Here is a 23,857-nt window from a genome sequence, read left to right on the forward strand (position 1 = left end):
GCCAGGTGTTCCGTGGCCGGGCTGTCCGCGGGGGTGCGGGGACTGCGGGCTGCGGGGGGCTGGGGGACAGCACGGCCACAGGGACGGATCTGACGGGTCCCGTCCACAGGACCCGCTCCGGCCCGGGCGGGCGCGCATCCGCTCGTCCTATCGTCCACTCCATGACCATCCCCCTCGACGTCGCGACCCTCCGGGCCCGCCTCTCCCTCATCGACACCGACCTCGCCGACGCCGACGCGGCCCTGGCCAGCGCGTCCACCGCAGACTGGGTGTCCACCTCGGCGGACCTGTTCCGCGGGGAGCTCAGCGAATCCCAGCGGTGCATCACCACGATCGGGGTGAGCGTCGACTCCGTGCGGTCGGCCCTGGACAGGGTCGTGTGATGAGCGACGACCAGTCGATCGACGACCACTCGATCACCCTCACCGTCACCGGTGGCGCCGGTGGGCAGGCGGCCAACACGGCCGACATCGCCACGGCCGCGGGTTTGATCGCCGCGGCCGCGGCGCACCTGGCGGACGCCCGTCGCCGGTGCGCGGAGGTCTCCGCGATCGTGCTGGCCGGCTACCTGCAGCACTGCTTCGACTTCTCCCCGACGCGGGACCCCGTCCGCGGCATCTACCTCAAGGGGGCCGCCGACGCCGCGCAGCTGCTCGGCTCCGCGCTGCTGGCCCAGGAGCACCGGCTGCTCAGCCTCGACCGGCGCACCCGCACCGCCGGGCAGGTGCTCGACGACGCAGAGCAGTCGGTCATGAGCGGGATGTGGAATGCCGCCCGCACGGTCGACGGCTGGGACCTGAGCCCGCTTGCCTTCGGCCGCACGGTGGTGGTTGGGGGAATGAGCGTCCCCGGCGGCTCGTTCCAGGAGCGTTTCGTCGCCGGGATCGGGGCCGGGATCGGCAAGTACAACCCGTCCCGCAACTTTCTTCGCCCGCCCGGCATCGCGGACGGAGCAGTCGTGCTGGCGCGCCATGCGTCCTTCTACTCCGGGTGGACCTGGCCCTCGACCACGCTGCACCTGCCCGGAGCGCAGCCGGAGCCGCCGCGCGACCTGCGCCCCGGGCACCTCACCGAACGCCGGGTCATGGCGGCGCCAGTGACCTCGGTGACCGGCGCGACGGCGGAGATCAACAGCCTCCCCGCGGAGACGATCGAGATCCAGAAGATCCCCCACGACGACGGATCAGTGACCTGGGGGGTGTACATCCGAGGGATGGATGACCTGACGATCGGCTCCAACAGCCCGTTCAGCCTGGAGAACAATCTGGTCCTGGCCCAAGGGGAGCGCAGCACCGGGATGGACCTGGTCGAGTCCGCGATGCAGCAGGCGGGCATCCCGGTGGGCGCGGCGGTCGGCCTCTACGGGCACAGCGAGGGCGGCACGGTCGCGGTCTCGCTGGCCGGGGACCCCACCTTCCGGCGCCGCTACGACGTGCGGAACGTGGCGACGTTCGGGTCGCCGACGGCCGGGATCACGCTCAACCCGCCGGTCCCGATGCTCAGTGTCCAGAACCAGGACGAGGTGATCTCCAGCCTGGCCGGCGCTGCCCCTCCAGACTCCCCTGAGCGCGTGACGATCGCAGCAGACCTGCCGGGCGGACCTGACCTGCCGGGTATCCCTGGACCCGAGCGCGCGCACAGTGCGCACAGCCTGACCACGCACGGCGAGGTCCTCGACCTCGCCCTCGCGCGTGGGGTGCCCGGGGTAGCCGAGGCCGTGGAGCAGCAGAGCGCGGTCCTGGGGGACGCGGGAGTCGTCGTCATGCCGGCGGGCACCCCCGAGGCTGGGCGCACGGTCGTGACCCCGCCCGCCACGGTCGAGACGATGTACTTCTCGCCCGGGCCGGTGCTCGGTACTGGGCCGGGGGCGGGCCTCGGGATGGGTGCGGCTGCCGCAAGCCCCCTCCCCTCGGTGTCGGGGGAGGTCTGCCTGCCGGGCTCAGGCTCACCGGTCGTGGGACCCACCCTGGTGACTCCCACGCCGCCGACCCTGCCGGACGGTTCGCTCGACTGGGAGGAGATGAGCCGGCGGGCCGGCGCGATCACGCAGCCGCTCTCGTGAGCGGGCTCAGCGGCGCTGCTGCTGCGGGCGAGCGCTCGGCACGATGACCGAGATGAGCATCGACAGGAAGGAGATGAGCAGCGCTGCCAGGACAGCCCACCAGAAGCCGTTGACCCGCAGGCCCCAGTCGGCGGCCTCGGTGATCCAGGCGGTCAGCATGATCATCAGGGCGTTCACCACGAGGGTGAACAGGCCCAGGGTGAGGATGTACAGCGGGAGGGACAGGAACTGCACGATCGGCTTGACGAAGGCGTTGATCACCCCGAAGATCAGTGCGACCACGACGAAGACGACGATGCGCCCACCGGTTCCCTCGCCTCCGACCACCTCGAAGTGGCTGCCGAGCAGCAGGGAGGTGAGCCAGATGGCGATGGCGTTGACAATGACTCGGATCACGAAGCTCATGGGTCGATCCTGCCATCGATGCCCGTGCGATGGCAGGTAGAGGCATCCGCTCTGGTGCGGGGTCCTGCCCTGGGCGGAGGCCCGCGCCGCCCGGCAAGATGGGAGGATGAGGTCCGTGACTCCTCGCGTCCCCCTCCGCCCCGCCATCAGCGCACTGCCCGCCTACGTCCCCGGGGCCCGCGTGCCGGTGGGCGCCGCGGCGTTCAAGCTGTCCTCCAACGAGAACCCGTACCCGCCGCTGGCCTCCGTCCAGGCCGCGATCATCGACGCGGCGTCGGACATCAACCGGTACCCGGACATGTTCGCGACCGAACTGACCGAGGCGCTCGCCGCGGACCTCACGGCCGGCCTCACGCAGGAGGCGCTCGCCGCCAAGGGACCTGTCACGGCCGAGCAGATCGTCGTGGGCAACGGGTCGGTCGCCGTCCTGGCCCACATCCTGGAGGCCGTGGTCGACGCGGGCGACGAGGTGATCTTCCCGTGGCGGTCCTTCGAGGCCTACCCGATCGTCGTCTCGGTGGCCGGGGGGACGTCCGTCCCGGTCTCGCTGCTGGCCGGGGGAGGGCTCGACCTCCCGGCGATGGCCGCCGCCGTGACCCCCCGCACCCGGGTGATCCTGGTGTGCACCCCCAACAACCCGACCGGTTCGGCTGTGACGCACGCCGCGCTCGAGGAGCTCCTCGAGCAGGTGCCCTCGGACGTGCTGGTCGTCGTCGACGAGGCCTACCTTGAGTTCGTCCGGATGGACGACCCGGTCGACGGGCTGGCCGCCCTTGCCGGGCACCCGAACGTCGTCGTGCTGCGGACGTTCTCCAAGGCCTACGGCCTCGCCGGGCTGCGCGTCGGCTACGCGGTCGCGCGGCCCCGGCTCGCGGCCGGGATCCGGTCGGCGTCCACGCCCTTCGGCGTCTCCCACATCGCGCAGCAGGCCGCGATCGCGTCGCTGCGCGCCAAGGGCGAGCTGCTCGAGCGGGTCGATTCGATCGTCGTCGAGCGGGCCCGGATGGCCGCAGCGCTGCGCGAGCAGGGCTGGGACGTGCCCGACTCCCAGGCGAACTTCCTCTGGCTGGCCCTCGGTGAGCGAACCGCGGACCGGGCCGCCGAGGCCAGTGCGGCTGGGGTCATCGTGCGCCCCTTCGCGGGCGAGGGCCTGCGGGTGAGCGTCGGCGAGCCGGAGGCGACCGACCTGTTCGTCAAGATCGCCGCCGGCTGGCGCTGAGCAGCTGGCGCTGAACGGCTGGCGCTGAGCGGCTGCACCTGACCGCTAGACCTGCCCGGGGTAGAACCCGAGCCGGGCGAGCGGCTCGACGAGCTCGATCTCCTCGTACGACAGGTGCGAGAGCAGGGTGTCGGCCAGCACGTGGACGGCCTCCTGCACGTCGGCGATCCGTGACGGGTCGCCGCCGAGGGCCACGAGCGCCTTGTCCACGCCCTCGAGCACCTCGTGGATCGTGTGGTGCTCGGCCGTGAGCCGGTCGATGACCGGCTCGAGGGCCTCGTCCGCGGTAGCCAGGTGCGGGAAGATCGATGCGTCCTCGAGGCTGTGGTGCCCGGTCACGGTGGTGCAGTACGCCGCGCAGTACGCGCCGAGCGTCCAGTTGTTCTGCCGCATGGTCATCTTGTTGATCTCCGAGCGCGCGCTGCCCACGCTGCGCACCCCCGCGACGACCTGCCCGACGACGTCCAGCAGCGTGTCGAGCTCCGCGCGCAGCGCGTCGTGCACATCGATGAGGTGCTGCCCGACGGCGCGTCCCTGGTCTGTGTAGGCCGCGTCCGGGGTGGGCGGCGTGTAGTGCGGGCGGGTGGCCTCGTCGAAGGGGCGCTGGCTGCTCAGGCGGCGGCCGTCGTCGGGCGTCGGGGACAGGCCGAGGCGGCTGGCCGACGGCTCGGCGGCGGGTGCGCTGCCCGCTGCGGCGGGTGTGACGTCGGCTCCCGAGGTGGCCCGGTTGCTCGATCCGGTGGCCTGCGCCGACGCCGGGTCCTGGGGCTGGACGGCGCGCGCGGCCTCGCGCTCGACCCGGGCCTGCCGTTCGGCGGCGACCGCCTCGCGGACCGCCGGGGCGACCTCCTTGCCGTACTGCTGGATGACGGCGGGGTCGTCGGTGCCCAGGATGAAACCGCTCATGCCCTCGGTCAGGGCCAGCTCGGTGAGCTCGGCTACCCACTGGCTGACGGGGCCCTGCAGGAGCCCGCCGGAGCGGGCGGCGAAGGTGCCGGTGATGTTGAGCAGGCGGCGCACGGCACCAGGCGGGCGGCCCGCAGCGGTGGCGGCCGCGTCGATCGCGGTGTTGCCGCGGGTGAGGTCGCCGGGCTTGAGGTAGGCGAGGGAGGGCAGCCAGCCGTCGGCCGTGCGTCCGGTGAGGGCGAGCATCTTGGGCTTGTAGGCGCCCAGCCAGATGCCGATGTCGTGCGCCGGGGCGGGGCCGCGCTTGGCGCCGTCCACGTGGTGGAAGTCGCCGGCCACGCGTAGGGGCTCGCGAACGTCGTCGGCCCAGATGCCGCGGATGATCTCGATCGCCTCGGTGAGGGCCTTCACGCCCTGCCCGGGCGTCAGGCGGGAAGCGCCCATGGCCTCGATCGCCTCCCAGAAAGCCCCCGCGCCGAGCCCGAGCTCTACCCGGCCGCCGGTCAGCAGGTCGAGGCTGGCCGCCGAGCGGGCCAGGACGGCGGGCTGGCGTAGGGGGAGGTTGGCGACGTTGAGGCTGAGCCGGATTCGCTCGGTCCGCGCCGCGACATAGGAGAGCAGGGTCCAGGAGTCCAGGAACGCCGGCTGGTAGGGGTGGTCCTGGAAGGTCGCGAGGTCGAGCCCGGCCTGCTCGGAGACCTGTGTGAGGGCCACGGCCGCCTGCGGCTGAGCCGCTGAGGGGGTGAGGAATGTGCCGAAGAGCAGGTCGTGGCCGTAGTCAGTCATGAGTGCAGTGGTCCTTGCTCGGGGCGGGCGCGGGAAGCGAATCTTCTAGTTGAACAGTTGCCATCGGTTCTTCTGTTTGAACAATCGCTATCGGTCGAATCTTCCCCCTGACCAGGGATGAGGCTGGACTGGGAGCTCCGGGGGTGAAATTTGTCAGGTGGGTGAATATTGACCCCGGACATGCCGTGCGTGCGGTACTTTATGGGCGATTCGCAAGTCACTCAGGACGGTGCACACCGGGCATCGACCACCAGGGCGCGGGAGCCACTATGTGTGCGGAGCAGTGCGGCAGTGCGGCAGAGACGTCCAGCCTCGAGTTGATGATCGCGACCATTCTTGGTCTCGCCATCCTTGCCCTTGTCCTCATCGCCTACGGGAAGATCATCACCAAGACCGGTAATCCGTGGTGGTGGACCGTCTTCGGGATCGTGCCGATCGTCAACTTCGTGCTGCTCCTCGTGGTGGCCTTCAGGCGGTGGCCGGTCCAGCGTGAGCTGGAGCTCACCCGCCGGGCGCTCGAGGCTGCGACGGGAAGCCCCTTCCCTCCCGGATCCCGTCTGATGAACTACGGCAAGTACCCGATCGGCTCCGGGCTGCAGGGCTACGGCGCTGGACAGGGTTTCGGTGCAGGCCAAGGCTACGCCGGCCAGGCCTACGCGGGGCAGGGCTTCGGAACTCCGCAGGGCTATGCCCCGCAGGGCTATGCCGGACCCAACTATGCGGATCAGTCCTCCATGGACCCGATCCAGCAGCGCGGCAACTTCCCGCAGTCGCCGTCGGGCAACCCCTACGACCCCAGGCCCTGACCCACCCCACCCCACCCCCGCTGAGTGCGGTCGTCTGGCTGGACAAAACGCCCGGCTGGCAGCCATTCGACCGCACTCAGCGGAGGGGGAGGGGTGCCTTCTGGGCGCGAGGACTTTCGACCTACGGTCGCGTAGGTTACGCTGGCGTAGCCTACGTAAACGTAGGTTGGCGGTGCCGGGCGTTTGGGCGCCGTCTCGTCTCTACGCATGGCGCCCGACCCAGCGTCGCGACCGGAGGAGAACGCGTGACTGATCTGCTGCACCAGGCCCACCTGGCCCACGAGTCGGACGCCATCGACGACGTGCCCCTCCAGCTCCTCGCACCCGACGGCAGTCGCGTCGCCGACGAGCGCAACGCGCCCTACCGCGCCCGTATCGCCGACCTTGACGCCGACGCTCTCCGCGGGCTCCTGCGGGACATGGTCCTTGTCCGCGCCTTCGACACCGAGGCCACCTCCCTGCAGCGCCAGGGTGAGCTCGCCCTCTACGCGCCGCTGCTCGGCCAGGAGGCCGCGCAGATCGGCTCCGGCCGTGCCCTGGCTCCCCAGGACATGGCCTTCCCCTCCTACCGTGAGCACGGCGTGGCGTACACCCGCGGCGTCGACCTGCCCCAGGTGCTGCAGCTCTTCCGCGGCATCGACCACGGCGGCTGGGACTCCGAGGCCCACAACTTCCACCTGTACACGCTGGTCATCGGCTCGCACGCACTGCACGCGACCGGCTACGCGATGGGCGTCCAGCGCGACGGCCTCGTCGGGACCGGCGATCCGGCCCGGGACACCGCCGTCATCGCCTACTTCGGCGACGGCGCCACCTCCCAGGGCGACGTGAGCGAGGCCCTCGGCTTCGCCGCGGTCAACAACGCGCCCGTCGTGCTCTTCTGCCAGAACAACCAGTGGGCCATCTCGGTCCCCACCTCCAAGCAGACCCGCGTGCCGATCTACCGCCGCGGCGCCGGCTTCGGGGTGCCGAGCATCCGCGTCGACGGCAACGACGTCCTCGCCGTCTACGCCGCGACCCAGGAGGCTCTCGAACGGGCCCGCACCGGGGGCGGCCCGACCTTCATCGAGGCCGTCACCTACCGGATGGGCGCGCACACCACGTCCGACGACCCCACCCGCTACCGCACCTCCGAGGAGGAGCAGCACTGGCGCGACCGCGACCCGATCGACCGGATGCGCGCGCACCTGGTCGCCGAGGGCCTGTGGGACGCGGAGCACCAGGCCGCGCTCGACGCCGAGGCTGCCGCGCTCGGTGAGCGCGTGCGGACCTACGTCAAGGGACTGGGCCGGCCTGCGGCGTCGTCCATGTTCGATCACGTCTACGCGACCGACCACTCGCTCGTCACTCGCGAGAGCGCCTGGTTCGCCGACTACGAGGCGTCCTTCGCCGAGACCCAGGGAGGCCACCGATGACCGCCGCACCCACCTCTCCAGCAGCCTCTCCAGCAGCCGGCCCGACGACGCTGCCCTTCGCCAAGGCGATCAACGCCGGGCTGCGCGCGGCCCTGGCGGCCGACCCGAAGGTCCTGCTCATGGGCGAGGACATCGGCCCGCTCGGCGGCGTCTTCCGCGTGACCGACGCGCTGCAGGCCGAGTTCGGCGAGGACCGCGTCGTGGACACCCCGCTCGCGGAGTCCGGGATCATCGGCACCGCGATCGGCCTCGCGCTGCGCGGCTACCGGCCGGTCTGCGAGATCCAGTTCGACGGCTTCATCTTCCCCGGCTTCGACCAGATCACGACCCAGCTCGCCAAGATGCACTACCGCTCCCGCGGGCGTCTCACGCTGCCGGTGGTCATCCGGGTGCCCTACGGCGGCGGGATCGGGGCGGTCGAGCACCACTCCGAGAGCCCCGAGGTGCTCTTCGCCCACACCCCCGGGCTGCGCGTCGTCTCGCCCGGGTCGCCCCAGGACGCGTTCACGATGATCCAGGAGGCCATCGCGAGCCCCGACCCGGTGCTCTTCTTTGAGCCCAAGGGCCGGTACTGGGAGAAGGGCGCGGTCGACCTGGCCGCCGGACCCTACGCCCAGGCGCAGATCACCGGCGCCGACCCGGCCGCAGACCCGAACGCCTTCGCGACCCTCAACCGGGCCGTCGTCGCGCGTCCCGGCACCGACCTCACCCTCGTGGCCTACGGGCCGACCGTGGCGACCGCGCTCAAGGTCGCCGAGGCCGCCGCCTCGGAGGGCACGAGCATCGAGGTCGTCGACCTGCGCTCGATCTCCCCGATCGACACCGACACGGTCATCAACTCGGTCCGCAAGACCCACCGCTGCGTCGTGGTCCACGAGGCCCCGACCTTCCTCGGCTCGGGCGCGGAGATCGCCGCGGCGGTCACCGAGGCCTGCTTCTACGAGCTCGAGGCGCCCGTCCTGCGGGTGGGCGGCTTCCACACCCCGTACCCGGTCGCCAAGATCGAGCACGAGTACCTGCCCGGCCTGGACCGGGTGCTCGACGCCGTGGACCGTTCGCTGGCATTCTGACCGGGCGGCGGTCCTGACCGGCCGCCGCCCGACCAGTTCGCCCGCGCCCGCGCCATACTGTCGTTTCCCCGTCGGGATCGACGACACTTGACCTATCTGCCGCGGCCCGCCGCGAGGCCTGACCCGCATCTGACCTGCCTGACCTGCACCTGACCTGCACTGCCGAAGGAGCCACATGCCCACCTTTGAGCGCTTCACCATGCCGGACGCCGGCGAAGGCCTCACCGAGGCGGACATCGTCACGTGGCACGTCGCCGTGGGCGACCCGGTCACGGTGAACCAGACGATCGTCGAGATCGAGACCGCGAAGTCCCTCGTCGAGCTGCCTTCCCCGTTCACCGGGGTGGTTGCCGAGATCCTCGCCGTGGAGGGGACGACGGTCGAGGTCGGGCAGCCGATCATCGTCATCGACACCGACCCGACCGGCGCCGCAGGACCGGTCGATGCCGGCGCCGGTGCGCAGGACCAGGACCAGGAGCCGGCCGCCGAGGCGTCGGACGTCCCGGAGGAGAGCGGGAGCGGAGCCGTGCTCGTCGGCTACGGCGTCGCCACGGCCGGGACCACCCGTCGCGCCCGTCGCGCGACCGAGCCTTCCACGCCCTCCGTGCCCGACGCCGTCGGGCAGGCCGCGGCGCCCGCGCCGGCCCCCGCTCGGACGACCACCGCATCGCCCGCCCCCGCATCGCCCGCCAATGCGCGGTCGACCTCTGCGCCGTCCGCCACCGTGCCGTCCACGCCTGCCGGGCTGACCGCTCCGGCGTCTGCGGCGGTCGCGCCGTCGGCCCGCCCCGCCTCGGTGGTCCCCGCGCTCGTGCACCCGGTCCAGTCGGTCACCCAGGTGGCGCCGCGCCCAGGGACGCTCGCGGTCCGGGCCAAGCCCCCCGTGCGCAAGTTCGCCCGGGACATGGGAGTTGACCTCTCGAGCGTGCACGCGACCGGTCCGGGAGGGATCGTGACCAGGGAAGACGTCCTCGCCTACAGCGCACAGGCGCAGCCGCGGGCCCTCGCCACCTACGTCGACGACGACGCGCCGTGGCTGGCCACTGGCCAGGTGTCCTCCGACGGGCGCCAGACCCGGGTGCCGGTCAAGAGTGTGCGCAAGCGCACCGCCGAGGCCATGGTCGCGAGCGCCTTCACGGCCCCGCACGTCACGGTCTTCCACACGGTCGACGTCACCAAGACCATGCGGCTCGTCGCGCGGCTGCGTGAGGACCGCGAGTTCACCGACGTGCGCGTCACGCCGCTGCTCATCACGGCCAAGGCGCTGCTGCTCGCGGTGAACCGGCACCCGGAGATCAACGCGAGCTGGGACGAGGTGACCCAGGAGATCGTCTACAAGCACTACATCAACCTCGGGATCGCGGCGTCGACCCCCCGCGGCCTCGTGGTGCCCAACATCAAGGACGCCCACCGCCTCGGCCTCAAGGGCCTGGCCCAGGGCCTGGCCGACCTCACCGCGACCGCGCGGGCGGGCCGGACGAGCCCGGCGGACATGTCCGACGGGACCATCACCATCACGAACGTCGGGGTGTTCGGGATCGACACCGGGACCCCGATCCTCAACCCCGGCGAGGCCGCGATCCTCGCCTTCGGCGCGATCCGCGAGCAGCCGTGGGTGCACAAGGGCAAGATCAAGAAGCGCTTCGTCACCCAGCTCGCGCTGAGCGTCGACCACCGCCTGGTCGACGGCGCGCTCGGCTCCCGCCTGCTCTCCGACGTCGCCGCCGTCCTAGAAGAACCCTCCCAAGCCCTCGTCTGGGGCTAGGGAGCCCTCCGCTCTGACCAGCCCTCGCCTCTTCGATAGGTGCGCGATTTCCGCCCCATTTTCTAGGAGAATGGGGCGGAAATCGCGCACCTACGGTTGGCTGGGCGCGCGGTGGGGGCTACCGCTCCTGGGCTGCGGTCCAGGCCGGCTGAGGGAGCCGCGGACAGGGTCAGGGGAGCTGGATCTGCTCGTGGAGGGCGAGCTGGTGGTGGGTGGCGCCCGTCCCGGGTCCGGCCGGGCCGAGAAAACGGTTCATCATGGCGTGGCCGATGTCGTTGAGCGGGGCGTCGTGCACCGAGAAGGTCTGGCACGGGCCGACCTCGCGGACCCAGTCGACGAGGCCGGTGACACTCGACCACGGCGAGTAGAGAGGCGTGAGCAGCGTGTCGATCGCCTGGCCGGGCACCGTGTACGCGTCACCGGGGTGGAACACCACGTCGTCGACGAGGAACCCGACGTTGCGCACCCGGGGGAGGTCCGGGTGGACCACCTCGTGCCACTCCCCGAACACCTTCACCTCAAATCCTCCGGCCTCGAAGGCATCGTCCTGCCCGACGGCGCGCACCCGCCCGCGGTGGGAACCGAGCGTCTCGGCGACGGCCGAGTTGGTCCAGACCTTCAGCGCGGGATCGGCCTCGAGGGCAGCCAGGAGGGTCTCGGCCTGGAAGTGGTCCAGGTGCTCGTGCGTGATGAGGATGGCCGTCGCGGCGTCCATCGCGTCGGGGGCGGTGAAGCTGCCGGGGTCGATGACCAGGCGTGATCCGTCCTTGGTCAGGACGACGCAGGCGTGCCCGTGCTTGGTCAGCTCCATGATCGTGCTCCTCTGCTCCCAACGGCGGATCGCTCTTCACCGTACGCCCGCCCCCGCCCGGGCACCCACGACGGCCGACAGACGATGGACGCAGAAGGTGAAGCCGACCGCAGATGCGTACGGTGCGTGCATTCGTCGACGGTGCGCGTATTCAAACACGCGCACCGTCGACGAATGCACGCACCGTACGGAGGGGCCGGTGATGCCGGGCCGCCGGGTGATGCCGGACCGGTCGGCGGGGGAGCGGTGGGCAGGCCCGGACCGTCGGGACTAGGCGGAGGCCACCCCAACCATCTCGGCGGCCCTCTCGACCGGACGCTCGGCGTCGAGCTTCTTGTAGGCGGCCAGGTCGGTGTAGAGCTCGTCGGTGAGCGGGTTCTTCTTGAGCTTGACGATGCGGTACACCTGGTAGACCGCCACGGCGACGTTGGCTGCGAGGGCGATCGCGCTCACCACGAACAACGCCGTGGTGTTGTGCGATGACTCCACCGAGAACTTCGAGCTGGTGACGAAGGCCGGGAAGGCCATGGTGAACATCATCCAGAAGGCGAGGGTCTGGGCGCGGTGCTGGAGCCAGGCGCCCTTGCGGAGGAAGAACGCGGGGATGGTGCACGAGACGAGCAGCGCGGCCCCGGCGTAGAAGGAGTGGTCACCGACGCAGTTGTAGACGTAGGCGAAGTTCCACAGGTCGTAGGCGATGATCCAGAACCAGAGCATGTCCGGCCAGATCATGTCCCGCTTCTTGTCCCGGGTGATGTAGATGCCCGCCCACCCGCAGATGGTCACCAGGTTGAGGATGCCGGCCACCCCGTTCATGATGTTCCACGACCCGCCGACCATCATGACGCCGTCGACCATGCCGTGCATGCTCGAGACCTGGAAGTCGCGGATGACGGCCTCGAGGATGTTGAGGGCGAGGATCGCGGCCGGGAACATCAGCGCGAACTTGTTCTTGGCCAGGCGCGGGATGTAGCGCAGGGCCATGAAGCCGAGGCAGCCCGCGAGGGCCGAGTAGACCTTGACCCAGTGGAACCAGGTCCCGGTGCTCGACCCGGCACCGGCAGTGTTTGGCCACACGAAGACCGTGAGCATGAGGGGGAGGGCGATGAACAGGCACAGGCCCGCCCACTTGCTGGCCCGGGCGATCTCGTTGGCGAGCATGAGCGCGGCGACGACGGCGACCCACATGAGCGCCGAGTACCACGGGATGGATTCGAACAGGAACATCTTTGTCTCCTAGGACAGGTCGTGCTGTGTGGTGAGCGGGTGGTGCGGTCGGTGGGCTATCGCGGATCCGATCCGGCGCCCTGGCCCAGGCGTAGGGTCTGGCGCACGATCGAGACGAGGCGGTCGTCGTCGATGGTCGGGACGGCGCGGATGAGGCCGACGAGCCCGTAGACGAGCACCGAGAAGGTCTCGTAGACGTTGTCGATCTCGATCCGGTGGCGGCGGGCGTAGGCCTCGACCGTGGTCGAGCGGAAGCAGTCCACGACAGCCTCCACGGCACGGTCGAGGAAGCGGTGGTAGAGCCGGGTGTCGTCGATCCGTGGCACTCCGCCACCGGGGCCGGCGAGGCTGCGGAAGAGCGCGATGCAGTCGGTCAGCGCCTGCTCGATGTTGCCCGTCTCCCGGGCGGCGTCCCACACCCGGATCCCGTCCACGAGCTCGGCGATGTACTCGGCGAGCACGGCGTCCACGAGGGAGTCCTTGTCGGCGACGTAGTGGTAGACGAGACCGCGGGTGACACCCACCCGCGCGGCGACGTCGGAGATGGACGTCTTGTTGATGCCCTGCTCGGCGAAGAGCTCGCGCGCGGCCGCGACGATCTCTCCGCGTCGCTCGTCGGGCGCCTTGACCGTCCGGCCAGCAGTGCCAGCCGCCGCAGTGCCAGCCGCCGCCGTGCCCGACGACGCAGCGTCCGGCGTCGAGGCGTCGCGCGGTGTCGCCATGGTGGGCTCCTTCTAGGGTGGGTGCTGCTCGTGATACCCACCCTAGAAGTCATTGACACACCGTCAATGGGACCTAGGTCTTGGCTTTGCTCAGGTGAGGTCGAGGCCGACGACCTCCCCTGAGCCGGTGAACCCGAGCCGCGCGTAGTACGCCGCCACCGTGGGGACCGCGGTCGCCCCAGGCATGGTCTCGACCCGCAGGAATCCCCGGTCCGCGAGGGCATCGCTGCGCAGGAAGACAAACTCCCCGGGCGTGAAGTCGCGGAACCGAGGGGTCACGTAGTCGAGCGCGATCTGCGCGAGCCCGTCTTCGGCGTCGTGCAGGAGGACGAGGCCGACCGTCTCGTCCTCGTGGAGGATGAGATAGCCCTGTTCGAAGGGCGTGCGATCGGCGTCGAAGTGCGGGTTGAAGGCCGCGATGTCGGCGGCGTGCACGCGCAGCAGGTAGCGCAGGTACTCCTCGCCGGGATCGGCCGCGAGCACCGTGTACTGCGCCGGCGAGTGCCGCGCGAGCAGCAGCTTGCGCAGGTGGTAGACGTTGATGACGGCGAGGCCGACGTTGAGGCCCATCATCGGCCACACCCCGGCGAGGGTGTTGAAGACGATGAGGATGATGCAGCCGACGAGGTTGATGACCCGCAGCCGCACGATGCGGGTCTGCAGCAGGGACCAGACCAGGATCGCGGAACCGACCCATCCGACGAGGTCGAGGAGGCTCATGAAGGAGTCCTTCGGATCACGGCGCCGCGCGCCGGGCTCGGCTCCGATGCCGAGAGCTCGACCTTACCGGGTGCAGGCCGATGCATTGCCGTGGTTGGCCGTCCCGGCCCCTCGGTGCGGCGGACGAACTCCTCACACCCGTCGACGGCCAGTGTGCGCAGAAGGTTACGGTCGATTAACGCGCTGACGCAGCCCCGCGAAACACGGCATCCCTAGCCTCCTGGTAGAGCCCGATCCGCGGGCCGTGATCGAAGGAGGCCGCAATGACTGTTCCGACATCGACATCGCACGACCTCGAGGCATCCGGTGCGCCCGCACAGACCGCCATACAGACCCTCGCGCCCGCCCGCACCCCCGCCGCCCCACCCACCCGCGGCGGCCGGTGGATCGACCACTGGGACCCCGAGGACCCGACGTTCTGGCGCGACGGCGGCCGCAAGGTCGCGGGCCGCAACCTGTGGATCTCGGTCCTGGCGGAGTTCCTCGGCTTCGCCGTCTGGGCGACCTGGAGCATCGTCGTCCCCCAGCTCGGCAACGCCGGCTTCGTGCTGACCGTCGACCAGCAGTTCTGGCTCATCGCCGTGCCGAGCCTGGTCGGGGCGACCCTGCGGATCCCGTACACCTTCGCCGTCCCGCTGTTCGGCGGGCGCAACTGGACGATCATCTCCGCGCTGCTCCTGCTGCTGCCCACCAGCGCGCTCGCCTGGGCCGTGCAGCGCCCGGACACCCCCTTCTCCGTCCTGCTCGTCATCGCGATGCTCGCGGGTGTCGGTGGCGGCAACTTCGCCTCCTCGATGGCCAACATCTCCTTCTTCTTCCCCGAGAAGGAGAAGGGCCGCGCGCTCGGTCTCAACGCCGCCGGCGGCAACCTCGGCACCGCTGCGGTCCAGCTCGCCGTCCCACTCGTCATCGTCTCGGGAGCAGGCATCGCCCTCGAGCGCGCCGGCCTCATGATGATCCCGTTCATCCTGCTCGCGGCGTTCCTCGCGTGGCGGTACATGGACAACCTCACGAGCGCCCGCGCCGACTACCGCTCCTTCGCGGCGGCCACCGGCAACCGGCACACGTGGATCATCTCCTTCCTCTACATCGGCACCTTCGGCTCCTTCATCGGCTACGCGGGCGTCTTCCCGACCCTGCTCAAGAACCAGTTCCCCGAGGTCACGCTGTCGATCGCGTTCCTCGGTGCGCTCGTGGGGTCCCTCGCCCGCCCGCTCGGCGGCATCCTCGCCGACAGGATCGGCGGCGCGCGCGTGACCATCACCGCGTTCCTGGTCATGTCCCTGGGGGCGTTCGGCGCGATCCAGGCCCTCGGCTCGCACAGCTTCCCCCTGTTCCTCTCCTCCTTCCTGCTGCTCTTCGTGGCGACCGGGATCGGCAACGGCGCGACGTACCGGATGATCCCGGCCGTCTTCCAGGCCGGCGTCACCCGCAGCATCACCCGCGACGAAGACCGCGCCCGGGCCCGCAAGTCCGCGGCCGGCTGCATCGGCATCGCCGGCGCGATCGGCGCCTTCGGCGGCTTCCTCATCCCGCGCGGCTTCGCCCTCTCCACCTCCCACGCGGGCAGCCTCGTCCCGGCGTTGTGGGTGTTCATCGGCGTCTACCTCGTCATGGCGCTCACCACCTGGGCCGTCTACCAGCGCCGCGGCGCGGCCATGGCCGCGTCCTCGATCTGATCCATGACCTCCACCCACTGCCCCTACTGCGCGCTCCAGTGCGCCATGTCGCTGGGCCCCGTGCCCGACGCCGTCCCCGCGCCCGCCTCCCACCTCGCCGTGGGAGGCGGGCCGGGGATGCCCGACGGCGCGGGCGAGACGGCCGCAGCTGCGATGGCGGCCAACTCGGCTGCTGCAGCCGAGGACCGTCCGCGCGGCGTCCTCGCGGAGGCGACCATCCCCGGGGGCCCGGCGCGCGTCGTCGTGCACGGGCGGGACTTCCCGACCAACAAGGGTGGGCTGTGCCAGAAGGGGTGGACCAGCGCGAGCGTGCTGGGGGCGGGGGACCGGCTCACCACGCCGCTCGTGCGCGGGGCCGACGGCGAGCTGCGCGCGGCGAGCTGGGACGACGCGCTCGACCTGATCGCCGAGCGTGCGACGACCATCGCCGCTGAGCACGGCCAGGACGCGGTCGCCGTCTTCGGCGGTGGCGGGCTGACCAACGAGAAGGCCTACGCCCTCGGCAAGTTCGCCCGGACGGTGCTGCGCACCGCGAACATCGACTACAACGGCCGGTTCTGCATGGCGAGCGCCGCGGCCGGCGCCAACCGGGCCTTCGGCCTCGACCGTGGCCTGCCGTTTCCGCTCGCCGACCTCGGCGGGGCGCAGGCGGTCATACTGCTCGGCTCCAACCTCGCCGAGACCATGCCGCCCGCGCTCCAGCACCTGGCCGGCGCGCGTGAGCGTGGTGGCCTGATCGTCGTCGACCCGCGGCGCAGCGCGACCGCGACCCTGACCGCAGACGGCGCCGGGGTGCACCTGCAGCCCGTCCCCGGCACGGACCTCGTCGTGCTGCTCGCGCTGTTGCACGTCGTGTGGGCCGAGGGTCTCAGCGACGCCGGCTATCTCGAGTCCCGCACGACCGGGGCCGACGCCGTGCGCCGCTCGGTCGCCGCGTGGTGGCCCGAGCGCGCCGAGCAGGTCTGCGGGATCGACGCCGGGGAGCTACGCCGGGTGGCCCGGCTGCTCGCCGCGGCGAGCCCGGCCGGCGGCGGCTCGGGCGCCTACATACTGACCGGCCGCGGCGTCGAGCAGTCGACCCAGGGGACCGCGACGGTGACCGCCGCGATCAACCTCGCCCTCGCCCTCGGGCTGCCCGGACGGGTCGGGTCGGGCTACGGCGCGGTGACCGGGCAGGGCAACGGGCAGGGCGGGCGCGAGCACGGGCAGAAGGCCGACCAGCTGCCCGGCTACCGCAAGATCGACGACCCGGCCGCCCGCGAGCACGTCGCCCGGGTGTGGGGGGTCGACCCGGCGTCCATCCCCGGGCCTGGCCTGCCCGCCGTCGAGCTGCTGCGCCGCCTCGCCGCACCGGCCGGGGCCGGCACCCCGGCCGGACCGCGGATGCTCTTCGTGCACGGCTCCAACCTCGTGGTCAGCGCCCCGAACTCCACCCGGGTCACCGCGAACCTGCAGGCCCTGGACTTCCTCGTGGTGTGCGACTTCGTGCCGTCGGAGACCGCGCTCCTCGCCGACGTGATCCTGCCGGTCACCCAGTGGGCCGAGGAGGAGGGCACCATGACCTCCCTCGAGGGGCGGGTCATCCGCCGGCGCAAGGCACTCGCGGCCCCACCGGGTGTGCGCTCCGAGCTCGACATCTTCGCGGACCTCGCCGCGCGCCTGGGCTCGCCCGTGCACTTCGGAACCGACCCCGCGAAGGTCTTCGACGAGCTCGCGCGGGCGAGCGCGGGCGGGCCGGCCGACTACTCCGGTCTCAGCCACGCCCGCCTGGACGCCGAGTCCGAGCCGGGGCTGTTCTGGCCGTGCCCCGCGCCACCGGCACAGCCCGCGCGACCGGACCAGGCGCTGGCGCAGGACCGGCCGGCGATCTCGGGTCAGGCGGACCAGGCAGCGCTGCACCCAGGCACCCCGCGGACCTTCCTCGACTCCTTCCCGACGCCCGACGGTCGGGCCCGGATGATCGCCGTCGACCACGTCGGCCCGAGCGACGACCTGCGCCCCGACGCCCCGCTCTACCTCATCACCGGGCGGGTGCTCCAGCACTACCAGTCCGGCGCGCAGACCCGCCGGGTGAGCGAGCTCGCCGCGGCCCAGCCCGGGCCGTTCGTCGAGATCCACCCCGTGCTCGCGCTCACCCTCGGGATCGACGAGGGCGCTCCCGTCCGGCTGGCCACCGCCCGCGGGGCCATCGTCGCGGGTGCCCGGCTGACGACGGCCGTGCGCCCGGACACCGTGTTCATGCCCTTCCACTGGTCCGGCCCGGGCAGCGTCAACCGGATCACGACCGACGCGACCGACCCGATCTCGGGCATGCCGGAGTTCAAGTTGTGCGCGGTCGACGTCAGTCTCGCCGGCGCGGTCGTGCCCGCCCGCGACGCCGATCGCATCTCGGCGCCAGCTCCCTCGACCCGCTCCGACACCCTGGAGGTTCCCCGATGAACACCACCTCGGACCGTCCACCTCGCACGCGGATCGTGGTCGTTGGCAACGGCATGGTCGGCTCCCGATTCGTCGACGACCTGCTCTCGCGCGACGGCGCTGGCCCCGGCCCGGACGCCCGCTTCGAGATCACGGTGCTGGGCGCTGAGGCCTACGAGCCCTACAACCGGGTGCTGCTCAGCGAGGTGGTCGCCGGCAAGGTCGAGGTCGCCTCGCTCGCGCTGCCCGCGCTCGTCCACCCCCGAGCGAGAGTGCACCGCGGCATGGCGGCCGTCCGCATCGACCGGGCGGCCCGCGCGGTGCACGTCGAGGACGGCGCGGCCCACGGCTACGACGTGCTTGTGCTGGCCACCGGGTCGAGCGCCCGCATCCCCGCGATCACCGGGCTGATCGTCGCCCCCGACGCGCCGGCGGCGCCCTCCCTGCCTGGCGCGTCTGCCGGGACGACCGGAACCGCTGCGCCCGTCCTGCCCGGCTGGACCGCCGCGTTGCCCCGCGGCGTGCACGCGCTGCGCACCCTCGACGACGCCCGCGAGATCGTCGCAGCCTGCGTCAACGCCCGGCGCGCCGTCGTCATCGGGGCGGGGGTGCTGGGCCTGGAGGCCGCCTGCGGGCTGGCCCGGCGCGGCCTCGAGGTCACCGTCATCCACGGCGGGCCGTCCCTCATGGACCGCCAGCTCGACGCTGACGCCGGGGCCGTCGCGGCCGCGACGCTCACCGCGTTGGGCGTCGCCCAGCGCCTCGCCGCCCGCACGACCGAGATCCTTGTCACCGACGGGTTGGTGACCGGCCTGCTCCTCACCCAGCCCGACGGCGAGCACCACCTGCCCGTCGACCTCCTTGTCCTCACCTGCGGCACCGTCCCCGAGGCCCGCATCGCCGCCGACGCCGGGCTGCCGGTGGACCGCGGGATCGTCGTCGACGACTCCCTGTGCAGCCCGGGGGACCCTCGGATCTTCGCGATCGGGGACTGCGCGCAGCCCCGCGAGGGCGGAACCGGGCTCATCGCCCAGGGCTGGGACCAGTCCCGGCGCCTCGCCGACCACCTGACAGCGAGCGCGGCCCGCGCGGCCGCCGAGTCCGGCGCCGGCCGGGTGCGCCTCGGCGGCGCGCAGCTCAACCCGGGCCGGCCGAGCATGGCGCTGCGGCTGAGCATGAACGTCATCACCCGGGCGCCGGGGGCGGCCGGCGGCGGCGCAGACCCCGGAGCGGCCGCCGACCTGGGTCCTGCGGTGGCACCCGCCCAGCAGACCCCTGCTCAGCTGCCCCCGGCCCAACCCGCGCCGGAGGCCCCGCGGGGGACCGACGTCGTGCGTCTCAAGGCGGCCGGCCTCGACGTGGTGACCATGGGGGTGTGCGGGGCGCGCCGCGTGCCGGACTCCTCGCACCGCACCGTGCGACTGTCCGACCCGGCCGCCGGGCGGCACGTCGAGGTCGTCGTGGCCGGCGGGTTTGTCATCGGCGCGACGTGCGTGGGCGCGCCGCAGATCGGTGCGGACCTCACGGCCGCGTACACCCGGCGCACCCCCGTGCCCGCGGACCCGGCCTACCTCCTGCTGCAGCCGGTCGCATCGGCGACCACGACGGCGTCGGATCCCACCCACATGCCCGACCGCACGACCGTGTGCCGCTGCAATTCCGTGACCAAGGCGGGCATCGTCGAGTCGTGGCGTGGGGGAGCGCGGTCGGTCGCGGAGGTGGCCAAGGCCACCCGGGCGACCACCGGATGCGGGGGGTGCAAGGACGTGGTGTGCGGACTCGTGGACTGGCTGGCGGCGACCGACCCCGCCCAGGAAGAGGACGCCCCCGCCGAGACGCGCGAGGTGGCGGCCGGAAACCTCACGGGCGCCCGAGGCCCCCTGTGAGCAGAAAGTAACTACAGAGAAACTCCTCACGTACCGGGCAGAAATCCGCGCCTCCTACCGTCGGTGACATGGCTCAGACACTCGCTCCCAGCAAGCACATGGTCGTCGTCGGCGGCGGTATGGTCGCGCAGCGTCTCGTGGAGGCGCTGCGCTCGCGGGACACCGCGAACACCTGGCGCGTCACGATCTTCGCCGAGGAACCACGGTCCCCCTACGACCGGGTGGCCCTCACCTCCTACTTCTCCGCACGCGACCCCGAGGACCTCTCCCTCGGTGACCCCGCCCTGTGGGACGACCCCCAGGTCACTCTGATCAAGGACTGCAAGATCGACTCGATCGACCGGGCGGCCCAGCAGGTCACCGACCGCCTCGGCCGGGTGTGGGACTACGACGAGCTCGTGCTGGCCACCGGGTCGGACGCGGCCGTGCCGCCGATCCCCGGGGCGGACCTGCCGGGCGTCTTCGTCTACCGCACGATCGACGACGTCGCCGCCCTGCGCGGCTGGGTCGAGGAACGCCGGCGCTCCGGCAAGCCCGTGCGCGGCGCAGTCATCGGCGGCGGGCTGCTCGGCCTCGAGGCCGCGGGCGCGCTCAAGGCCCTCGACGCCCAGGCCACGGTCATCCAGTTCGGCACGCACCTCATGAACGCCCAGATCGACCTCGGCGGCGGCGAGGCGCTCAAGCGCCTCATCAACGCCATGGGCATCGCGGTGCGCGTGAGTACCGGCACCAAGGAGATCCGGGCGTCCCGGCGGTCCGGCTATGTGGGCCGCCTCGACTTCACCGACGGCGGGCGCCTCGACGTCGACGTCGTTGTCCTCGCCACGGGCGTCCGCCCCCGTGACGAGCTTGCCCGTGCGGCCGAGCTGCCCGTCGGCGAGCGCGGCGGCGTGGTCGTCGACCTCTCCTGCCACACCGAGGACCCCCGCATCTGGGCGGTCGGTGAGGTCGCGTGCATCGAGGGCCAGTGCATCGGCCTCGTCGCCCCCGGCTACGCGATGGCCGAGGTCGTCGCGGACCGCCTGCTCGGCGGCGAGGCGACGTTCCCGGGCGCGGACACCGCGACCAAGCTCAAGCTGCAGGGCGTGGACGTGGCCAGCTTCGGCGACGCCTTCGCCCGCACCGAGGGCGCCATGGAGCTCGTCTACGCCGACCCGGTCGCCGGCGTCTACAAGAAGCTCGTCCTGTCCGACGACGCCCGCACCCTCCTCGGCGGCGTGTTCGTCGGCGACGCCTCGGCCTTCGCGGGGCTGCGCCCGCTCACCGGCCGCGAGCTGACCGGCGACCCGGGTGCCTACCTCCTCCCCGAGGGGTCCGCCCCGTCCCCCGGCGCCGACCTGCCCGACGACGCGAACGTCTGCTCCTGCAACAACGTCACTGCAGGCACCATCCGCAATGCGATCACCGCCCATGGCTGCACCGACCTGCCGTCGGTCAAGGCGTGCACCAAGGCCGGGACGAGCTGCGGGTCCTGCCTGCCGCTCGTGAAGAAGATCGTCACGACCGAGCTGGAGAAGTCGGGCGTCGAGGTGAGCAAGGCGCTCTGCGAGCACTTCGACCTCTCCCGCGCCCAGCTCTTCGGCGCCGTCCGGGTCACCGGGCTGCGGACCTTCTCCGAGATCATCGCCCGGCACGGGCGCGGCGGACGTGGCTGCGACATCTGCAAGCCCGTCATCGCCAACATCCTCGGCTCGACCGGCCCCGAGCATGTCCTCGCGGGGGAGATGGCTGCGCTGCAGGACACGAACGATCACGTCATGGCGAACATGCAGAAGGACGGCTCCTACTCCGTGGTCCCGCGGATCGCCGGTGGGGAGATCACCCCGGAGGGGCTCATTGCGATTGGCGCCGTCGCCAAGGAGTTCGGGCTGTACACGAAGATCACCGGCGGTCAGCGCATCGACATGTTCGGGGCGCGGATGGACCAGCTGCCGGCCATCTGGACCAAGCTGGTCGACGCCGGCTTCGAGTCCGGCCAGGCTTACGGCAAGTCGCTGCGAACGGTGAAGTCCTGCGTCGGGTCGACGTGGTGCCGCTTCGGCGTCCAGGACTCCGTCGGCCTCGCCATCGAGCTGGAGAACCGTTACCGGGGGCTGCGCTCCCCGCACAAGATCAAGCTCGGCGTCTCCGGCTGCGCCCGCGAGTGCGCAGAGGCCCGCGGCAAGGACGTCGGCGTCATCGCGACCGACAAGGGTTGGAACGTCTATGTCGGCGGCAACGGCGGCTTCACCCCGCGCCACGCCCAGCTGCTCGCCGAAGACCTGGACACCGAGGCCCTCGTCCGGACGATCGACCGCTACCTCATGTACTACGTCCGCACCGCCGACCGCCTGCAGCGCACCGCGCCGTGGATGGAGGAGGTCGAGGGCGGCCTCGAGGGCGTCCGCCAGGTCGTCATCGAGGACTCCCTCGGCATCTGCGCCGACCTCGACGCCGCGATGGCCTCCCACGTGGACACCTACCAGGACGAATGGAAGGCGACGCTCGACGACCCGGAGAAGCTGCGCCGCTTCGGCTCGTTCATCAACGCCCCCGAGGAGACCGACTCCTCCTTCGCTTACGTCTCCGAGCGCGGCCAGCCCCGCCCAGCGACCCAGGCCGAACGCGAGAGCGGCACCGTCCTCATCGCTGGAACCACTCTGGAAGTCCGTTCATGACACTCGACGCCGCACCCCACGCCCTGCCCGACGCCGATCTTCTCGCCTCCGGCGACCGCTGGCTGCCGGTGTGTGCCCTGACCGACCTCGCCCCCGAACGCGGCGCGGTCGCCCTGGTCGACGGCGTGCAGGTGGCGGTCTTCCGCCTCGCCGACGACACGGTGCACGCCGTGCAGCAGCTCGACCCGTTCAGCGGCGCCTACGTCATGGCCCGCGGGATCGTCGGGACCCGCGGCGAGGTTCCCACGGTCGCCTCGCCCATGTACAAGCAGGTCTTCGACCTGCGCACGGGCCGGTGCCTGGAGACGGTGGGCCGTGAACCGGTGAACCTGAGCACGTGGCCGGTGTGGGTCAGCGGCGGCACTGTCTACGTGGACCGCACCGGGGGAGCTGGTGGCGCTGCCGCCGGGGATACCGCCGACGTGGCGGGCGCCGCGTGAGCGTTGCGCTCGTGGCCTGCTCGCACGGCACCAACGACCTCGGCGGACGCCAGGCGATCAGCTCGATCCTCGCCGACGTCCGCGCCCACCGCCCGGATCTCGCCGTCCACGACACGTACGTCGACGTGCAGCAGCCACAGCTCGCCGAGGTGCTGGCGGCTGTCCTGGCGCGGACCTCGGCTGTGGTCGTCCCGATGCTGCTCTCGGGCGGGTACCACGTCAAGGTGGACATCGCCGAGGCGGTGACCAGCGCCTCGGCAGCGCTGGGCCCGGTCGTCGCCGGTGCACAGCCCGCTGTGGGCGCGGGCCGGTCGGCCGCGGTGGCGGCCCCGCCGCTGGGCCCCGATCCCCGGATCGTGGCGGTCCTGCGCGAGCGCCTGGCAGAGGCCGGCGTCCGCGACGACGACTGGGTCGTCCTGGCCGCCGCCGGGTCGAGCGACCCGGGAGCCGCGCGCGATGTCGCGCAGGTCGCCGCGGCGCTGCGGTCCACCCGCACCGGACCTGTCGTGTGCGGCTACGGGTCGATGGCCCGCCCGAGCGTGCGCGAGGCGGTTGACCAGGCCCGCAGCGCCCAGACGATCCCCGGCCGGGCCGTGGCTGTCGCGTCCTACCTGCTCGCGCCGGGGTTCTTCTACGACCGGGTGCTCGAGTCGGGCGCCGACGCCGTCACCGCCCCACTCGCTCCGCACCCCGCTCTTGCACGGATCGTGCTGGACCGGTACGACGCCATGCAGGGTTGAAGGCGGGGTGCCCGCGCCGACTGAGAGTGGCGGTGCGTCGTGGTGCAGCAGTCCCTCCCTTGACCTGCGGTGATGCTGCTGGACGATCCTGGGATCGAACCATTGACCTCTTCCGTGTCAGGG

The 23,857-nt window shown here is 71.8% G+C and carries 19 protein-coding genes; 13 read left to right on the forward strand and 6 right to left on the reverse strand.

Annotated features, from left to right (window positions below):
* The first annotated feature begins 161 nt into the window (after positions 1 to 161).
* Positions 162 to 383 (forward strand): hypothetical protein, encoded by a 222-nt coding sequence (locus BLQ50_RS02715; RefSeq protein ID WP_093181017.1) that lies wholly within the window; start codon positions 162 to 164, stop codon positions 381 to 383.
* Complete coding sequence (locus BLQ50_RS02720; RefSeq protein ID WP_093181018.1) at positions 383 to 2,062, forward strand: hypothetical protein; 1,680 nt, start codon at positions 383 to 385, stop codon at positions 2,060 to 2,062. Before BLQ50_RS02715 ends, BLQ50_RS02720 begins: the two co-directional genes overlap by 1 nt.
* Positions 2,063 to 2,068: 6 nt before the next feature.
* Here the strand turns inward: BLQ50_RS02720 and BLQ50_RS02725 are convergent, their stop codons facing one another.
* Positions 2,069 to 2,467 carry a phage holin family protein gene (locus BLQ50_RS02725; RefSeq protein WP_093181020.1) on the reverse strand — a complete coding sequence of 133 codons (399 nt, stop codon included), beginning with the start codon at positions 2,465 to 2,467 and terminating at the stop codon, positions 2,069 to 2,071.
* A gap of 106 nt (positions 2,468 to 2,573) precedes the next feature.
* On the opposite strand from BLQ50_RS02725, the gene hisC reads away from it, so the two are divergent.
* Complete coding sequence (gene hisC, locus BLQ50_RS02730) at positions 2,574 to 3,686, forward strand: histidinol-phosphate transaminase (RefSeq protein WP_093181021.1); 1,113 nt, start codon at positions 2,574 to 2,576, stop codon at positions 3,684 to 3,686.
* Positions 3,687 to 3,731: 45 nt separating this feature from the next.
* On the opposite strand, the gene BLQ50_RS02735 is transcribed toward hisC, so the two are convergent.
* On the reverse strand, positions 3,732 to 5,378 hold the full coding sequence (locus tag BLQ50_RS02735; RefSeq protein ID WP_093181023.1) for an LLM class flavin-dependent oxidoreductase: 1,647 nt from the start codon (positions 5,376 to 5,378) through the stop codon (positions 3,732 to 3,734).
* Positions 5,379 to 5,698: 320 nt separating this feature from the next.
* Between BLQ50_RS02735 and BLQ50_RS02740 the strand changes: the two genes are divergently transcribed.
* The 4 genes from BLQ50_RS02740 to BLQ50_RS02755 all read left to right on the forward strand — a co-directional run bounded on the left by BLQ50_RS02740 (position 5,699) and on the right by BLQ50_RS02755 (position 10,434).
* Positions 5,699 to 6,184 carry a hypothetical protein gene (locus tag BLQ50_RS02740; protein WP_093181024.1) on the forward strand — a complete coding sequence of 162 codons (486 nt, stop codon included), beginning with the start codon at positions 5,699 to 5,701 and terminating at the stop codon, positions 6,182 to 6,184.
* Positions 6,185 to 6,429: 245 nt separating this feature from the next.
* The gene (gene pdhA, locus BLQ50_RS02745; protein ID WP_093181026.1) at positions 6,430 to 7,599 is read left to right on the forward strand and encodes a pyruvate dehydrogenase (acetyl-transferring) E1 component subunit alpha; all 1,170 of its coding nucleotides are present in this window, start codon (positions 6,430 to 6,432) and stop codon (positions 7,597 to 7,599) included.
* Positions 7,596 to 8,669 (forward strand): alpha-ketoacid dehydrogenase subunit beta, encoded by a 1,074-nt coding sequence (locus BLQ50_RS02750; protein WP_093181028.1) that lies wholly within the window; start codon positions 7,596 to 7,598, stop codon positions 8,667 to 8,669. The genes pdhA and BLQ50_RS02750 overlap by 4 nt, the downstream gene beginning before the upstream one ends.
* A gap of 175 nt (positions 8,670 to 8,844) precedes the next feature.
* A complete protein-coding gene (locus BLQ50_RS02755; RefSeq protein ID WP_093181029.1) occupies positions 8,845 to 10,434 on the forward strand; it encodes a dihydrolipoamide acetyltransferase family protein in 1,590 nt (529 codons plus the stop codon).
* 169 nt (positions 10,435 to 10,603) lie between these two features.
* Here the strand turns inward: BLQ50_RS02755 and BLQ50_RS02760 are convergent, their stop codons facing one another.
* From BLQ50_RS02760 to BLQ50_RS02775, 4 genes are all read right to left on the reverse strand, one after another.
* Entirely contained in the window at positions 10,604 to 11,245 is a 642-nt protein-coding gene (locus BLQ50_RS02760; RefSeq protein ID WP_093181031.1) for an MBL fold metallo-hydrolase, read from the reverse strand.
* Positions 11,246 to 11,515: 270 nt separating this feature from the next.
* A complete protein-coding gene (locus BLQ50_RS02765) occupies positions 11,516 to 12,472 on the reverse strand; it encodes a DUF5692 family protein (protein WP_093181032.1) in 957 nt (318 codons plus the stop codon).
* A gap of 56 nt (positions 12,473 to 12,528) precedes the next feature.
* Positions 12,529 to 13,194 (reverse strand): TetR/AcrR family transcriptional regulator, encoded by a 666-nt coding sequence (locus BLQ50_RS02770; protein ID WP_093181033.1) that lies wholly within the window; start codon positions 13,192 to 13,194, stop codon positions 12,529 to 12,531.
* Between the two features lie 90 nt (positions 13,195 to 13,284).
* Positions 13,285 to 13,914 carry a hypothetical protein gene (locus tag BLQ50_RS02775; RefSeq protein ID WP_093181035.1) on the reverse strand — a complete coding sequence of 210 codons (630 nt, stop codon included), beginning with the start codon at positions 13,912 to 13,914 and terminating at the stop codon, positions 13,285 to 13,287.
* A 263-nt stretch (positions 13,915 to 14,177) separates the two neighbouring features.
* Between BLQ50_RS02775 and BLQ50_RS02780 the strand changes: the two genes are divergently transcribed.
* From BLQ50_RS02780 to BLQ50_RS02805, 6 genes are all read left to right on the forward strand, one after another.
* Positions 14,178 to 15,593, forward strand: a complete 1,416-nt coding sequence (locus tag BLQ50_RS02780) for an MFS transporter (RefSeq protein ID WP_093181036.1) — start codon at positions 14,178 to 14,180, stop codon at positions 15,591 to 15,593.
* A 3-nt stretch (positions 15,594 to 15,596) separates the two neighbouring features.
* Positions 15,597 to 18,032 carry a molybdopterin oxidoreductase family protein gene (locus tag BLQ50_RS02785; RefSeq protein WP_217629079.1) on the forward strand — a complete coding sequence of 812 codons (2,436 nt, stop codon included), beginning with the start codon at positions 15,597 to 15,599 and terminating at the stop codon, positions 18,030 to 18,032.
* Positions 18,029 to 19,897: an FAD-dependent oxidoreductase gene (locus BLQ50_RS02790; RefSeq protein ID WP_093181037.1), complete on the forward strand. Its 1,869-nt coding sequence runs from the start codon at positions 18,029 to 18,031 to the stop codon at positions 19,895 to 19,897. The genes BLQ50_RS02785 and BLQ50_RS02790 overlap by 4 nt, the downstream gene beginning before the upstream one ends.
* A 68-nt stretch (positions 19,898 to 19,965) precedes the next feature.
* Positions 19,966 to 22,554 carry a nitrite reductase large subunit NirB gene (gene nirB / locus BLQ50_RS02795; protein WP_093181039.1) on the forward strand — a complete coding sequence of 863 codons (2,589 nt, stop codon included), beginning with the start codon at positions 19,966 to 19,968 and terminating at the stop codon, positions 22,552 to 22,554.
* A complete protein-coding gene (nirD, locus tag BLQ50_RS02800) occupies positions 22,551 to 22,994 on the forward strand; it encodes a nitrite reductase small subunit NirD (RefSeq protein ID WP_093181040.1) in 444 nt (147 codons plus the stop codon). Before nirB ends, nirD begins: the two co-directional genes overlap by 4 nt.
* Positions 22,991 to 23,734: a sirohydrochlorin chelatase gene (locus BLQ50_RS02805; RefSeq protein ID WP_093181042.1), complete on the forward strand. Its 744-nt coding sequence runs from the start codon at positions 22,991 to 22,993 to the stop codon at positions 23,732 to 23,734. Before nirD ends, BLQ50_RS02805 begins: the two co-directional genes overlap by 4 nt.
* The last annotated feature ends 123 nt before the right edge of the window (positions 23,735 to 23,857 follow it).

The organism is Sanguibacter gelidistatuariae (genome assembly GCF_900096585.1).
Taxonomy (GTDB): Bacteria; Actinomycetota; Actinomycetes; order Actinomycetales; family Cellulomonadaceae; genus Sanguibacter; species Sanguibacter gelidistatuariae.